General features: G+C 39.3%; 17 protein-coding genes. 3 read left to right on the forward strand and 14 right to left on the reverse strand.

The window, feature by feature from the left end; translation table 11 throughout:
* Positions 1-6: 6 nt before the first annotated feature.
* The gene (locus JI723_RS13850; protein ID WP_337979470.1) at positions 7-282 is read left to right on the forward strand and encodes a hypothetical protein; all 276 of its coding nucleotides are present in this window, start codon (positions 7-9) and stop codon (positions 280-282) included.
* Here JI723_RS13850 and JI723_RS13855 read toward each other — a convergent pair.
* The 7 genes from JI723_RS13855 to JI723_RS13885 all read right to left on the reverse strand — a co-directional run bounded on the left by JI723_RS13855 (position 248) and on the right by JI723_RS13885 (position 7,537).
* A complete protein-coding gene (locus JI723_RS13855; protein WP_337979471.1) occupies positions 248-451 on the reverse strand; it encodes a hypothetical protein in 204 nt (67 codons plus the stop codon). The genes JI723_RS13850 and JI723_RS13855 overlap by 35 nt on opposite strands.
* Positions 452-462: 11 nt before the next feature.
* Positions 463-3,867 (reverse strand): phage tail tape measure protein, encoded by a 3,405-nt coding sequence (locus tag JI723_RS13860; protein ID WP_337979472.1) that lies wholly within the window; start codon positions 3,865-3,867, stop codon positions 463-465.
* A 73-nt stretch (positions 3,868-3,940) separates the two neighbouring features.
* Positions 3,941-4,324, reverse strand: a complete 384-nt coding sequence (locus JI723_RS13865; RefSeq protein ID WP_337979473.1) for a hypothetical protein — start codon at positions 4,322-4,324, stop codon at positions 3,941-3,943.
* 136 nt (positions 4,325-4,460) lie between these two features.
* On the reverse strand, positions 4,461-5,618 hold the full coding sequence (locus tag JI723_RS13870; protein ID WP_337979474.1) for a hypothetical protein: 1,158 nt from the start codon (positions 5,616-5,618) through the stop codon (positions 4,461-4,463).
* A gap of 131 nt (positions 5,619-5,749) precedes the next feature.
* Entirely contained in the window at positions 5,750-6,505 is a 756-nt protein-coding gene (locus tag JI723_RS13875; protein ID WP_337979475.1) for a BRO-N domain-containing protein, read from the reverse strand.
* Positions 6,506-6,568: 63 nt separating this feature from the next.
* Positions 6,569-7,297, reverse strand: coding sequence for a BRO-N domain-containing protein (locus JI723_RS13880; RefSeq protein WP_337979476.1), 729 nt, complete (start codon positions 7,295-7,297; stop codon positions 6,569-6,571).
* Between the two features lie 66 nt (positions 7,298-7,363).
* Positions 7,364-7,537 carry a hypothetical protein gene (locus JI723_RS13885; protein ID WP_337979477.1) on the reverse strand — a complete coding sequence of 58 codons (174 nt, stop codon included), beginning with the start codon at positions 7,535-7,537 and terminating at the stop codon, positions 7,364-7,366.
* A gap of 102 nt (positions 7,538-7,639) precedes the next feature.
* Here JI723_RS13885 and JI723_RS13890 point away from each other — a divergent pair, with 102 nt between their 5' ends.
* Together JI723_RS13890 and JI723_RS13895 are read left to right on the forward strand one after the other, a co-directional pair.
* Positions 7,640-8,440: a LexA family protein gene (locus JI723_RS13890; protein WP_337979478.1), complete on the forward strand. Its 801-nt coding sequence runs from the start codon at positions 7,640-7,642 to the stop codon at positions 8,438-8,440.
* A 1-nt stretch (position 8,441) separates the two neighbouring features.
* On the forward strand, positions 8,442-9,212 hold the full coding sequence (locus JI723_RS13895) for a hypothetical protein (RefSeq protein ID WP_337979479.1): 771 nt from the start codon (positions 8,442-8,444) through the stop codon (positions 9,210-9,212).
* 67 nt (positions 9,213-9,279) lie between these two features.
* On the opposite strand, the gene JI723_RS13900 is transcribed toward JI723_RS13895, so the two are convergent.
* From JI723_RS13900 to JI723_RS13925, 7 genes are all read right to left on the reverse strand, one after another.
* Complete coding sequence (locus tag JI723_RS13900) at positions 9,280-10,401, reverse strand: hypothetical protein (RefSeq protein WP_337979480.1); 1,122 nt, start codon at positions 10,399-10,401, stop codon at positions 9,280-9,282.
* Positions 10,402-10,496: 95 nt separating this feature from the next.
* A complete protein-coding gene (umuC, locus tag JI723_RS13905) occupies positions 10,497-11,765 on the reverse strand; it encodes a translesion error-prone DNA polymerase V subunit UmuC (protein WP_337979481.1) in 1,269 nt (422 codons plus the stop codon).
* The gene (gene umuD, locus JI723_RS13910; RefSeq protein WP_129467075.1) at positions 11,765-12,178 is read right to left on the reverse strand and encodes a translesion error-prone DNA polymerase V autoproteolytic subunit; all 414 of its coding nucleotides are present in this window, start codon (positions 12,176-12,178) and stop codon (positions 11,765-11,767) included. The genes umuC and umuD overlap by 1 nt, the downstream gene beginning before the upstream one ends.
* 75 nt (positions 12,179-12,253) lie before the next feature.
* The gene (locus JI723_RS19940; protein WP_163863513.1) at positions 12,254-12,340 is read right to left on the reverse strand and encodes an SEC-C metal-binding domain-containing protein; all 87 of its coding nucleotides are present in this window, start codon (positions 12,338-12,340) and stop codon (positions 12,254-12,256) included.
* A 24-nt stretch (positions 12,341-12,364) separates the two neighbouring features.
* Positions 12,365-12,661, reverse strand: coding sequence for a hypothetical protein (locus JI723_RS13915; RefSeq protein WP_337979482.1), 297 nt, complete (start codon positions 12,659-12,661; stop codon positions 12,365-12,367).
* Positions 12,662-12,696: 35 nt separating this feature from the next.
* Positions 12,697-13,131 carry a hypothetical protein gene (locus JI723_RS13920; RefSeq protein WP_337979483.1) on the reverse strand — a complete coding sequence of 145 codons (435 nt, stop codon included), beginning with the start codon at positions 13,129-13,131 and terminating at the stop codon, positions 12,697-12,699.
* Between the two features lie 44 nt (positions 13,132-13,175).
* Positions 13,176-14,108 (reverse strand): phage tail tube protein, encoded by a 933-nt coding sequence (locus JI723_RS13925; protein WP_337979484.1) that lies wholly within the window; start codon positions 14,106-14,108, stop codon positions 13,176-13,178.
* Position 14,109: the final 1 nt, after the last annotated feature.

Here is a 14,109-nt window from a genome sequence, read left to right on the forward strand (position 1 = left end):
TTTAAAATGGACGAACAGATGATAAATAAACTCACCGCTGATGTAAGAAAACTTAACGAAACCGTTATTTCGCTTGGAAACTCAAATAAATCTCTAGCTGTACGTATTGAAATTTTAGCATCTATCTTTTCCGCATTAGTGGCAGCAGGGCTAATAAAAAGAGAAGGCGTTGAAACGATAGTTAATATGTATAGTTCAAATGATAAGAGACTAACTGATGATTTTCTTGCCAACGAAAAGAAAGCGGTTATGAAGTTAATTGACTCAATAAAGGTTCGCTAATAGCCTTTTTCTCTATAAATATTTCCCCTTCTTTTATAGAGAACGCATCACAGCTCATTGCCGCTTGCATGTCAGTGAGCTGTTTTTGTAATTCCTCGATTTGAGCACTTTGCTGCGTTACTCGTGCTGATAACTCACTGATCACTGCTTCTAAATATTGATTACTCATAACTACCTCTCTTAATTACCTTTGATTGTTCTTGATAAAGCAGATGCAGGATTGCGTAATAGTGTATTAACGCCATTCTCTATCATCTGTTGGAATTCACGCTTTACTGCGTTTGTGTTCATTTGATTTGACTGCGATTGCTGAATTTGCCCGCTATGATCTAGCTTTATATCACCCATATTAATAACAACCTTTGAACTTCCGTTAATTTCAGCAGTGTTATTCACATTAGAATTATTAGTAGTGTTATTGGTTTGGCTTGTTGGTCGGATGTATTTCAGCGCATAGGCGTCTGTGCTTAATTGATAATTTGGCATCTCCCCTGTATTCATTAAATCGTACAGGTTTTCCTTCCCTATGTTATTAGTTGCTTCTCTATTGAAAACGAACTCATCCTTATGCACTATACCAGCTGGATCATATTTACCTCCTCTACCTGTATAACCACCTGAACTGAATAACCCTAAACCTTTAATTCCAGCATCAAATGCGCCCTTTGAATTACCGCCACCAATAGGGAATATTCCTGATACAGCATTAGTAATCTGTGCCTGTATAGCAATTCGGAACAAGTCTTTAATGATGGATTTAGATAAATCGCCGAAGGAATCAACGATTGCTTCAAACGCATTCTTAGAACTAGTCACTAAATTCGTTAAAGCATCTGCTGAACCCTCTGTAATATTTTGCAGTGAGTTTGTAATAAAGCCTTCTGCTTGCTGGCTGTAATTCCGTGCGTTATCCATATAATTCTGCAAGGCCGTGTCAACGCCTAATGTCCAGTTGCCACGCATCACATCTTGCTTACCGTGATAATCTTCAAGCATTACTAAGCGCTTCTGTAACTCATCAGAAATGAATTGCGTTTCCTTCTTGTACATTTCCTCAGTCATGCCTGTGGATTTGTCTTGGAATTGCTTCTGTAGGTCAGCTTGTTTGCGCTGGAACTCGTTTTGAACTTGGAATCTAGCTTGTAGTCTGCCTTGCTCTAAGTTTCCTTTACCCGCCATTGCTAAGGTCTGGTTGTACTGTTCCTGAACTAGAATTGACTCTTCCGCTATTTGCTTATGGAATGCGGCGATTTTAACTTCAAGTTCCTTATTCTTTATGTACCGCTCAAGTTGAATGTTGCGGTCATACTCGGCCTGTATGAGTTCTTTATTCGCAAGTAATGATTTCTGGTCTGCGGTTAGCTTACCTTTAGCTCGGTCTTCCTCCATTCTTTTAATTTTATCTAAGAATGCCGCTTTAGCTTGTTCCTGAGAGCCAATATCTTTACCGAGTTCTTTTTGTAGCAGTAGTGCTATTTGTTGTTCTTTCAGCGTTTCTAGCAGCTTCTGAGCTGCTGATTCGGTTTGAGTGGTTGCTCTGCCTAGTCCTCTTTGCCTTTCGATATTGTCATACTCAATACCTGCAAGTTCCCGCGCCTTCTTAATGCCACCCTCATTTGCACCAGCCCTTTTCACTGCCTGTTCAGCTGCTAATTGCGCTCTTGCCCTACCTGCAACTTTTGATAGCTCAACCTGTTGTTTCATTCCCTCAATCAGTTTATTTGCATCTTCACCACCGTAATTTAATAGTAAAGATTGTGCATTAAACTGCTTCATCGCGTTTGTGGTAATGCCAAGTCTTTGAGCGAGGAATAATTGAGTATCCGAAAGTATTTTAACTTTTGGCTCAAGTGATTCCATGGCATCTTGCTGCTGGCGAGCTGCTTGCATTTGCTCAACAGTTTTAAGAGATAGAAATGAATTAACTTTACCAAGTGAATCTTCTGAATAACCAAGTTTGGTATTAATTGAATCTAACTCAGCTCTTTTTAAAGTAAGTTGCTCTGTTAAATCCCTTTCCTTTTCCAGCCCCCTGTCCTTTGCAGCATCACTCCTCGCACCAGGAGTCATCATTTTTTGCGCTGCCAATTCCTCATTCAATGATTTGATTTTTTCTTTAGCGTCTAAAGCGTCTTCTTTTAGTTGGCGTATGTTTTGGGTAAGTTTTACTTTGGCGGCTTCTGATTGCACCTTATTTAATTTATCTAAGTTGGATATTAAATCTGGAATTTCACCACTAAACTCTCGAGCTTTTTCTTTTGCTTCCTGCATTTGGCTCCATAGATAATATATTCCACCACCTGCTATCATCGCTGCACCTAATGGTCCACCAATTAAATTTAATGAACTTTTAAGGAGATTGTTTGCAATATTGGCTTTACTTTTAGCTACTATTAGTTCATTGGTTGCTAATGTTTCCGCTTTAGTTGCTGCTGTCAGTACTGCCGTTTGATTTGCTAACTGAGTTTTTAGTGAAATACGCTGAACTTCTGTAGCTGCTGCTACTTGCTGCGCTTTTGTTGATTCAACAGCTGCTAAGGCCGCTGCTTTTTCATTTTGAGCCTGAATTAGCGTTGCTCTTGCAGTATTAACTTTATCTACAGCTAGCTTTCTATTAGCTATAGCGTTATCAGCTAGTTTTCTTGTGTTGTCATAAATACTTGTTGATAAATTGCCAACATAACGAGCTGCACCAATCCCAACCAATGCAGTTAATGTTGTCGCAACTTCACCAAAGTTATCGCTCACTGTGGCTAAACCTGCTGATAATGAACGGGTAATGCCTAAACTTTGGTTCATTTCTCCGTAATATGCTTTGATTGAGTTTGTTACTCGTGTAAAGCCATCGGCAACTGTATTATCCATCGAATCAGCTAGCGCATTGTTCGCATCTTTTGCAGCCATAACAGCATCTGCGAATAGCTTGAATGATATCTTACCTTCTGCGGCTAGCTTTTTAACCTCCATTTCAGTAACTTTAATACCGCCATTTTGGCGCTCTAACTCCTTGGCTATGTCACCTAACAATGTGGGTGTCGCATTCATAATGGAGTTCCAATTTTCGCCAGCGACTTTACCCGCAACCATCGATTTATTAAGCGCGTTCTGCATCGATAAAACTTCATTAGCACTTGATGCGTTAGCTGTCATTGAAGATGATAACGATTCGATATAATCAATAGTCTGTGCTGTGTTATAGCCTAGTTCTTGCATCGATGTTGCCGCGCCGATATACAGCAACTGGCTATCTTCAATGTTCTTACCATTACGATTACTTATAACCAATAGTCGCTCTTGGATATCAGCATAGTTTTTAATATCTCCCTCAACTGACTTAAGGGTATTCTTCATTCGAGCGCCAATTTGCCCCCAATCATCTGCAATCTTAATTACTGATGCGATAGACATTGCACCTGCCGCTGTGGATGCAAGGCGTTTAAATGAAAAGCTCAAGCCATCTGCTGAATCTGTCGCTTTTTCACCTTGTGCAGTTAACCGCTCCAATGATGAGGCCAGAGTATCTGAGTTCTGTTTAGCTTTCGTACTATCTAATATGATCGCAAGGCGCGATGTTTGTTCTGCCATTTCTTATCTCCTAAAAAGCAAAAACCCCGCCGAGTGGCAGGGTTATGATTATTGTCTTAACGCTTAAACTTTATTATTTACAATTGCTAAATTCTTGCATCCACTTACCAGTTACCATTACAAAGGCTTCATTTGTACTATTTAAAAACACCTCCGAGACATCTTGGCTATCGTATATTAGATCACCTTTTTTTAAGTGTTTAACTTCAGCATCACTTTGCACTTCTTTCATAATGTTACTTTTATATCCATCTTTCCCTAGCGATGGAATGGTCATCACATTGTCATTGAGAACAATTTTTGCTGTGGTTGTGCCTTTAGGAAAGCTTTTTGCCCCCTTCATACTAAGCGCCATATCATTCAGTTCGGAGTTAATATCACAAGTATAAGTTGTGCCTTTTTCACCGCAGCCAGCCAGCAAGGCGATGGCAGCGCATATAATTAATAGCTTCTTCATCCCATCCCTCACATCAACTTAGCCGAGCCTTTAAGCCCAATTAGCATAGCTTATCCCGTATATGAGACAATTGAATACAAAACCCTACCAGTGGATAGGGGTGTCATTTTAGTTAATAGAAAAATTTTCTTTTATGTTACAGTGAACTTTTGTTCATATTTTCAATTTCATTAAAACATTCTTTTTCGTTATCAAATGAGTACTGTAAAAATAAATACCCTTCTGTTCTACCTTCGCCTCTAGCTTGCAATATTATTGATGATAGATTAACTTTTTTCATTTCTTCGCTAGGCTTAGCCCATTCTGAAGCCAAGATCCTTTCTTTTAGTGCTAGCGCCGTCATCCATTCTTGAGGCTGTTTCCATATTGAACCAGGTAGTAATTTATCTATTTTATTATTCTTACCATATAAGGAAACAAGTGATTCATTTAAAGAATCAAATTCATCACGAATAGGGACGCCGTAACTATTGTTTTTACTTGGTTTTCCTATTGCTCTTATTTGACACAGCCCTACCGTTGGAGAAACTACAAGTCCAAATGTATCAAAACTTGGGTTCCTTTTTGGCGTGTTTTTGATTATGTATAAGTTAGGACTATCTTCAATGGGGTCTAATTTTTCACCTGTCATATCCTCAATATTTTGTTTTGTTAACCCCATTTTTAGACCGAGGGGACCACTTTCCGGAGGAAGTAGTGGCTCATCGATTTTTGTAGCGTCTACTTGTTCTGTGTTTTTATCGTCATCATTTTGTTGTTTCAATGTATCTTTATTATTTGTAGCCCTTGGTGCGTATGGGTCACTTATACCATACTTAGCTGAAAGATACTTTTGTTGCAACATCGCTACTGTTTGTTCTTGTGTTGCAATGCTAGCTAACTTCATTGACAGGACAAGACCACCTGTATAATTTGCAGCTTCTTTTCTTCCTGCCTCAATTTCTTTCTCGATATTAATAATTTCATCTTCTAGCTGCTTTGCTAATTCTGGATTTTCTCGTGCGCCTTCAATAACAATGTCTATCTTAGCTCCTGACTCTATCGCATTAATACGCTGTTGAAGTAAGGCTTTATTTGTTTCTAAAACTTCAGCTCGTGTTTGAATTAAGGACTTAATCAGCCCACCTGTATATTTCTCTTGGTCTAACTTTGCACTTGATATGCTTTTCTCTGTTGCTGCTAATTCAGACTTTAAGTTGTTAACTTGTTCAATTTCTAATGGACTTAATTCTTTTTGCCCACAACCAACAACAATAAATGCGCCAATGACAACCGCCAGTAAAGTCTTCTTCATCCCATCACCTATTTGTATTATTAATTTCCCTTATGATAGCCCGAAGGTGGTACAAAACAAAGCAAAAGACCTCAATCAAGAGGCGCAATGTGTGATCTGGATTACAAGCCCGTCCTTGGGCTATGTGTGGGTTAGGCTACTTCTTTTCCGTGAATGATATGGCGTAATGCACTAATGCCATTATCGTTATAGCGGAATGCTTCAACCTGCTTTGATGAGTGAGCCGACTTATCTAAGAAGAACTTTCCGAACTCATCAGTTTTCAATCCGTTCTTGTTAGCAATGCGTCCAATTTTATTGGCTGATACTTCTAGCATTTCTCCTACTTCACCAGCGGAGTAATATTTTTGCTCAAGCGCTGGCAGTGGGACAGCTTCAAAGCCTACAATCGGATTAACAATATTAGCTGCCGCACACTGTTTGGCTTCGTTGCTTAGGTTCGGCATCAGGTCAAATAGGTTTGTAATTGCATCAACCGACATTTTCAGCGTTCTGGCTTGGCGATATTCGGGTAGGCCAGATTGGCTTTTCTTGATTGAGTAGCTACCAGTCTCCATAATTTCAGGTAAAACTTGTTCACACACCCAATCTTGAACATTTTCCGCTGAAGGTAGCTTGCTACGCATAATCAAACGGAACATATCAGCTTGACCTGCGAGGATTACACCACGCGGATTATCAAAACCTAATTCTCGCGATTCGCGATAATTAAGACTAATCAGTGACTTGCAATGCTTCTTTAGTGCGTCTGACGGGTTTGAGTATCCTAACGATACCGCCAACTCAATAGCCAGAAACACAGGTTTGCCTTTGTATTTCAAACCTGAAACGGTCACTAATTGCTCATTACTTGACTTATAGTTAAAAACTCGAATACTATTACTCATAAATATACGTCCTATATTTTAGTTTAAGATGAGCCAACAGTTGCACCTGCTGGCTTTTCTGCTTTAATGACACCCGATATTTCTTTTTTTGTTTCCACTAATCATCACTCCTTTGTCTTTACCTTCAAAGACTACGTTTGCACCTCCTAGTCTTGAGCCAGTATCAAAGCAATCTTTCAATCGATGTAGCATTTTCTTTGTGTCCACAAACAGCTCTTCAATTTGTACTGCTTGTTTGGCACTGTTGTGTAATGCATGAATACGAACTTTTGCACCAGTAACATCAAAGCCATCACGCTCTAGTTGCTCAATCAGATCAAGCTCTGGCGCAGGGTTTTTGTTGTCAATCAGACTGCTAGGTGTTAGCCATGCGTTATCAAACTTACGGTTATGAACATCAGCTGATTCAATTGGGTAATGATAATTAAATACTGGTGAATGATTACCTAACTCAACCTCGCGATCTAAAATATCCAATACCCATTTACGAAACTGCTTTGCTACTGGAGTATTAGAAAACATTGCGATCAGATGAGCACCACGTAAAGAAAAAACTCTAACCATTACATCAACTTCACCAGTTTTCCTAACCAACGTCATTTTGACGGTGGTTGTCATTGACTCTGTAAACTCGTCAGAATTTCGTGAGTAAATCTTGCTAATATTATCTGTTCGACTATATCCAAGAGCTTGAGCTAATTGAGTTGAAGTAAACCAAGTCAGTCCATCATGACAAACTGGTTCAAATGTAATCTTCTGGAAAGTTAAGTCTGTTTTGGTTACAATGTTCATGTCATTTATTCCTCCGTTAAGGTGTAACTGACAACTGGCCTCAATTGTTCGCGCAATTGGGGCTTTTTATTGAATAATGCTTTCACCTTTCTGTTCCTTGTCGATCACTCTATCCATAATAGTATCAAGCATACCCTGTATAGAACGATGCGTTCTCGCAGCGTAATTTTCTAAAAATTCAGCCACCTCAGGGCGTAGGCGATAACTAATCTGCTTGCTCTTAACTGTATTTTGCTTCATTATTCACTCCATTATGTGTTTTTGAATTTTACATTACTCATTGATGTGTTTTAATCATACTCAATAATTAAATGGAGTCAATGAGTTTTTAAAGGCTCAATTATGAATTTTGATGAATCATTTCCACGCCGTGTATCTATGGCTAGAAATGCCATAGGATTAACGCAATCTGAGTTGGCAAAAAAAGTTGGTATTGTTCCTAGGCAAATCGCGGCTTATGAGGGCGGAGAAGCTAGGCCTCGCATCAATGCACTGCATAATTTAGCGGCTGCTCTTGGTACTACTCCTGAATGGCTAACTTCTGGTATTGGAGATCCTCCAAACATAGCGCATGTTCGGTCTACGATAACTTTACCGCTAATCCCTGTAATAACCTTTGTTCAAGCGGCCAATCTTTGGCGAGAAGATAGCATTGTTGGGTATGACTATATTCCAGCCCCAAGGCTTGCTTCAGAATCCGTATTTGCAGTTAAAGTTGAAGGTGATTCCATGCAATCAAGTTCAGGAATAAGCTTTCCTGATGGCAGCACTGTTATATTTGACCCAGATGCAGACCCCAATAATGGTGACTTTGTCTTATGTAAATTAAATGAAAGTGATGATGTAACTTTTAAGCAATTAATAATTGACCAAGGGAAACATTACCTTCATCCATTGAATCCTAGATATATGAATATGCCTGTTAATAAAAATATATCAATTATGGGTGTCGCTATAGAACTAAGAAACGAACTATCGCATGATGTAAGTTTCCTATCTAAAAGCGGAATGATATCAAGCCTCATGGAAAGCATTAGCGATACTCCAGTTGATATGAAAAATGAATTTTCACCTGAACATATTGCACAACGATTAGACAGAATAGAGTCTATGCTCAACAAACTGATAAATAAGGATGTTTAAGATGTCGTTTAAAGATGCCGTTATTACATTAATAAAAGACTGTCACGTTACAGATGAGAATGAGCTACTCCACACCATAGAGAGCAATCTTTTGGCGTTTGATGCTTCACCAACCCACCTAGATCCATCTAGTGCTAGACTCCTTAATTTGCTGTGGCATTCTATTTTTTATAAAGCACAGTTAATTTATGGCAATTCGTCAACTAGCATAGGTTTCACTCCCGAACTTGCTTCTGTTTTGACGGAGTTAGATATGTTAAAGCGAGGCGCTAGGAATATAGACGAAGCCAGATCATTTTTAACAAGATCTATGGTTTGTAAATTGCTTGGCCATGATAATCTCTATGGTGTTTTAATAAGTAATGCTTGCACTTCTTGGGAATCAGTTTTCTATGAATTGTGCCACGAGTGCATTCACCTCCTAAGCCCTGCTACAGGGAATCTTAAGAACGAAGTGCAACGACTAGATGAAGGCGTTGCAGTTAAATTTGCAGAGGATATGTACAGAAAGTACATAACTCCATATTGCAATATAACTCCAATCAACTCACCTATAACATCACTTGATCCAACGGCTAGGCATTCTCAGTATTATAAAGCACATGGTATTACGTCTAAAATATCCGATGATAAGCTAAGAGAAGTACGTTCTGCGTTTGGAAGTTTTTGGTCAATTAAAGATAAAGATAAATTTATGTCTATTGTTGGTGATTGTATAACTAATGAAGACGCTGATTATTTACTCTCAAAGTTTGACTATTATTCCCTATAAAAATAACCACCCAGCCCAAGGACGGGCTAGATTTGGTTAAATTTTCCATATTACTCAGCGGAGTTAGCTATTCTTGGTCATTATTAGGTGAAACGAATTTTATTTCTATTTCCGGTTCTTTTGGTGTTTCTGGTGAAAATTCACACTCATCACTCTTTATACTGTTACTAATTTCAGTTATCACTCGGTTAATAATCTTATTAAAAAGTGTTTGTTCACCTGTATCCATGCTGTTTATTTTTTCTCCAAAATTCCTATGGTAAATTATCTTAGCAAATTGGCTACTATTATCCCCTATAATTTGAGATAGATTCCTCACAGGTTCATCTGAAGTACTTACGCTAACATCTCTAATTTTATTAATCGCTCCATCAACTACACGAACCACTCTATTTGAAACACCTTTAATTTTATTAAAGTCATCTATATTAATATTTTTATTGTGAGCGACCTTATTCCTTAGCTCGTACAACAAATCCCAATCTTTTGATATATTTTTTGATTCTTCACCTACAATCTCTTCAAAAAATCTATCCCAGTTACTTCGCGGAACAAAGCCTTCTTTTATTTCACTAATATCTATCTTATCAGACTGCAATCTCCGCTGTAATTCATTAATATCCAATGTCTTGTACCCATCAAACAATACATCTCCTAACGTACTAAAATTCACATAAAACAAAACATTATGTAAATCATCCGCATCTAAATCTCTTTCATTTTTTACTGATTTACCAAAATCATCTGGGGTATATATTTTTTCCCAATAAGCGCCAATTTTCGTCGTCATAAAAAGAGTAATTAATTTTCTCATTTTATTTTCAGCTCTATTTATATATTCATAGGCTTCTTTGCATAAGAATTGAGACACTGTATTTGTAAGCACAACCAATTTCGTTTTTTTTATTTCTCTAAGTGTATCAGTGAATTCCACGTACACATTATAAAACTCACGTGCATTATCTAAATTTTTATCCATCTCACTAGATAGAGTTATTACACATACTTTGTTTTTACTATTTCCATTTATCGTTTCTTTTTTAACTTTATAAGTTTTTCCTTTAAACGTTATTACCCCACCTTCAAATCCCAACTTCCTATTATTCTGAATAAATTGAGCTATATTTTGTTCTGTTGCGACTGTTTTAGAGCCTTCATCAAAAACGAACAAATACTCCACTTCAAACATGTATAACCTTCTATAAGTATTAAAGAATAATTATGAAGCATTATTACTATATTTAGCATCTTCTCAACCATAAGCGAATAAATATTCCAGTTATGTCACATTTTAGCCTTCACAACAGGCAACTCATCGAAATTTGTCGTGTAAGCAGGTGACAGCATTTCGCGCTTCATCTGGCACCCACTATCGCCGCCTTTCGCAGCAAACCAAACTTTGCCTAGTCCACTATTATTTATCGTGTCTAATGTTTTCATCAGCTCATCGCTATTCTTAAACGGCTTCTGAGTCGAAAACATATCGAACTGAGTAATATCTGAATTTGTGAAGTCAGACAACATTATCCCAGCTTTATAGTAGCGATAACCATCTCGCCATATGGAATCCAATCCACGCATGGCAGCATTAATGATGTCTCGCGTGTCACTACTTGGGTATTCAAGTTTGACACTGGTGCTGTTGGCATAATCTTCGCCAGATGCATGGCGACTTGTTTGTATGAATAGGCCAATGATTTGGCATCGCTGTTTTTCTTCACGAAGCTTCTCCGCTGCACGTTCTGCGTAATCACAAACAGCTTTGCGCATAGTCTCGATATCTAAAACCTTCTTACCGAAAGAGCGAGAGCATAGTATTTGTTGCTTAACTTTTCTGACTTCTTCAAGCTCAATACAGGATTCACCATTCAGCTCTCGGAGTGTTCTTTCTAGCGTTACGCCAAACGTTTTGCGTATTGTGGCCACTGGCGCATTGGCTAAGTCTAAAGCGGTATAAATGCCCATAACTCTCAACTTTGCTGAGATTCTACGGCCAATGCCCCATACTTCCTCAATCGGAATAAGTGACAGTAATTTTCTTTGCCGACTTCTATCAGATAGCTCGACAACACCGCCAGTTTTCTTCCACGTTTTAGCTGCATAGTTAGCAATCTTCGCGAGTGTTTTAGTTGGGCCAATTCCAACGCCAACAGGCAAGTGAGTTCGCTGCAATATCGTTGATTGAATTTCTCGCCCGTACTCCTCTAAGTTAAATGTATGGGCCATGCCAGTGAAATCAAGGAACGCCTCATCTATCGAATATATCTCCAAGCGCGGAGCATACATTGATAACAGCGACATCACTCTATTGCTCATGTCAGCATATAACGCATAGTTAGAACTGAATATGGTGATGTTGTTCTGTCGGTAATAATTTCGTCGCTCATAATAGAGCTCGCCCATTTTCACACCGAGTTTCTTTGCTTCCGCTGATCGGGCAATCACGCAACCATCATTGTTACTCAGGACGATTACTGGCTTTCCCGCTAAGTCTGGCCTAAAGACTTTCTCACAGCTTGCATAAAACGAATTAACATCAACTAAGGCAAACATTACTGAGCCTTGTGAATAATGAATGTGACGACACCAAATATCTGCAAGTCCTGCGCATCGCCTATGTGTATAGGTTGAAAGTCAGGGTTCATCGGCATTAACATAGGCGGATGAGACTTCAGTCTCTTTACTGTGAATTCGCCATCAACGCTAGCGATAACAATGTCCCCATCCTTTGCCGCCAGTGCGCTATCGACGATAACAACATCACCGTCATTGATATTTGCATCAATCATCGAATTACCTTCGACACGCAACATGTATGTGCTATCAGGGTGCTTAATCAGCGTACTGTTAAGGTTTATCCTCTCCTCCATATAGTCAGCCGCAGGTGATGGGAACCCCGCAGGCACACGATCTAGGAAGAGTGGAATATTGATAATTGACTCGGAATCGATAAGTTCTAGCTTCATGATGCACCAAAATATAACTGTATTTATATACAGTATATTCAGGCTTATTTGGTTGTAAAGCTTATTTACTTACCTTTATTTCAACTTCCCACAACACCACTTATAACGAACGCCACTGCCGCATGGACACGTTTCATTGCGTGTTACTGAATTTATCTTCATAAATCCTCCTAGGGCATTGCTGCCCTATTTTTTATCCTTCCTTTCTTGCTCTTTCATCCATTCTTCACGGAATAAATCATCAAGCGCAAAAATGACCGTATCAAATTCTTTGCGGTTTATAGCTGTAGGTTTTGATACTAGGTATTGTTCAATGTCAGTGAGGGATATTGGAAGCGGACACCCTGACATCCCAGCATAACGACGGCCTCGTGAAATCAATCCATAAGCCATTAAAAGCTCGTTAGTCACACCATCGAATTCTGGTGCAGGAATATCAGGAAGCCCTAATTGCTTTCGCTTCCACTTGGCCTTATCACCCAAATTGCCACCAAACTCAGTCAGCCACCTCTGAGCATCTAGTGCTTTTTTACGGTATCTGCCACATTTTCAGACTCTTCACGCCCAACCAGTGCAGCTGCATGCAATACTTGCCAGTAAAGTTCTGGTTTTTGGTTTAAAAGCATCGCACCTCGTTCTGGTGTATATTCAACAGCAACCGCTTCGCCTTTAGAATTCAATTCCCCAACCCCTTCCCAACCCCTAATCAAATATCGTGCTGCAATGCTTGTTAGCATCTCGTCAGGAGCCTTACTGATTTCCATATCTTCTGGATCAAATTCAGCCGTACCTACTTTCATTTTTGCATCTAATCGGTCTATATGGCGGTGAATTGCAGAGTTAACACTACGATAGTCGTCGTGGTTAATTGAGCCTACTTGTAGCCTTAACCCATCTTTTAAATCAATCCATTTTGTTAATTCAATACTTGGCTTGTCAGTTAAAATAATCATTACTATTCCTTGAATAAAAAGCCCGTTAGCTCGGGCTAATTAAATTATTTGTCATCAGGTTTTACAGGGGGGATCCGAGTAATTGTTGGTGGTGTGTTTGCTGCGGTGATATTGAGTTGAACTTGAATAATGTCAGTATTACCACCATCAGGCCAATCACCATCGACTTGTACCGCAGGGAACTCAAATTTATAAGCTCCTTCTGCATTTTGAAGTGTAAACTCAAACGGGATGGTTTCTCCCGTCATCGACTTCTTCCAAATTTCCCATGCAGCCTTTGACCATGAAAGCGTAATACTTCCGGATGGCGTAAATGTTGTTGAGATATTCGCGCCTGCAAATCCTGAGCCAGTGCCGATACAGCGCTGAGTTTGAAGGTTGTTATCGAACGAAATGCTTGCTGAATCGACACAGAACCCATCACCGCCTTGTACGCCTGCTAATTTAAGCCCAGTCACACTCTTAAAGTCATACCGTAGTTCGCCAGCGTTATTGACTGGTTCAGTATTGTATTTCGTGCCATCGGCTTTCGATTCGAAATCCAATCCAGCGAATGTTACTGTTGCTGTAATGTCTCCATCAGCTGGAAGTTCAATTTGCATTGAAGCAACTTGACAGCCACGAGCAATTGAAGCGATACCAATATCACTAGCGTATGTGGCAACTGAAAAGCTAATGCGACCATCACCCATTGTAAGCTTGTCATTGACCCAGTCAGCACCAAAGCACGATGCCAGAAATGCATCATGCTGCCCAAAGCGGAACTTAGCGCCTACATCACCACCAACATCAATAGTTGTTAGTGATTTACCTTGTGCCATGCGAGAGCCGCCAATTTCGTCATTATCAGACGTATTTTGTGTGGGTTTTAATCCGAAGCTTGTTCGTGTTAATAAATCCCACTTGCCACTTGTCGGAGTGACACCCGTTGTTGTCTCACGGATAAACGCCGTGATGACCTTAGCACCTGATGACATT

This window comes from Providencia manganoxydans, from assembly GCF_016618195.1.
Lineage (GTDB): Bacteria > Pseudomonadota > Gammaproteobacteria > Enterobacterales > Enterobacteriaceae > Providencia > Providencia manganoxydans.

Excerpts from the sequence above, each read along its gene's own strand:
- umuC (WP_337979481.1), bottom strand. The coding sequence starts at position 11,765 with ATGTTTGCCTTAGTTGATGTTAATTCGTTTTATGCAAGCTGTGAGAAA.
- JI723_RS13900 (WP_337979480.1), bottom strand. The coding sequence starts at position 10,401 with ATGTTTGAAGTGGAGTATTTGTTCGTTTTTGATGAAGGCTCTAAAACA.
- JI723_RS13890 (WP_337979478.1), top strand. The coding sequence starts at position 7,640 with ATGAATTTTGATGAATCATTTCCACGCCGTGTATCTATGGCTAGAAAT.
- umuD (WP_129467075.1), bottom strand. The coding sequence starts at position 12,178 with ATGAAGCTAGAACTTATCGATTCCGAGTCAATTATCAATATTCCACTC.
- JI723_RS13865 (WP_337979473.1), bottom strand. The coding sequence starts at position 4,324 with ATGAAGAAGCTATTAATTATATGCGCTGCCATCGCCTTGCTGGCTGGC.
- JI723_RS13850 (WP_337979470.1), top strand. The coding sequence starts at position 7 with ATGGACGAACAGATGATAAATAAACTCACCGCTGATGTAAGAAAACTT.
- JI723_RS13925 (WP_337979484.1), bottom strand. The coding sequence starts at position 14,108 with ATGTCATCAGGTGCTAAGGTCATCACGGCGTTTATCCGTGAGACAACA.
- JI723_RS13895 (WP_337979479.1), top strand. The coding sequence starts at position 8,442 with ATGTCGTTTAAAGATGCCGTTATTACATTAATAAAAGACTGTCACGTT.
- JI723_RS13870 (WP_337979474.1), bottom strand. The coding sequence starts at position 5,618 with ATGAAGAAGACTTTACTGGCGGTTGTCATTGGCGCATTTATTGTTGTT.
- JI723_RS13880 (WP_337979476.1), bottom strand. The coding sequence starts at position 7,297 with ATGAACATTGTAACCAAAACAGACTTAACTTTCCAGAAGATTACATTT.
- JI723_RS19940 (WP_163863513.1), bottom strand. The coding sequence starts at position 12,340 with ATGAAGATAAATTCAGTAACACGCAATGAAACGTGTCCATGCGGCAGT.
- JI723_RS13885 (WP_337979477.1), bottom strand. The coding sequence starts at position 7,537 with ATGAAGCAAAATACAGTTAAGAGCAAGCAGATTAGTTATCGCCTACGC.
- JI723_RS13875 (WP_337979475.1), bottom strand. The coding sequence starts at position 6,505 with ATGAGTAATAGTATTCGAGTTTTTAACTATAAGTCAAGTAATGAGCAA.
- JI723_RS13920 (WP_337979483.1), bottom strand. The coding sequence starts at position 13,131 with ATGATTATTTTAACTGACAAGCCAAGTATTGAATTAACAAAATGGATT.
- JI723_RS13855 (WP_337979471.1), bottom strand. The coding sequence starts at position 451 with ATGAGTAATCAATATTTAGAAGCAGTGATCAGTGAGTTATCAGCACGA.
- JI723_RS13860 (WP_337979472.1), bottom strand. The coding sequence starts at position 3,867 with ATGGCAGAACAAACATCGCGCCTTGCGATCATATTAGATAGTACGAAA.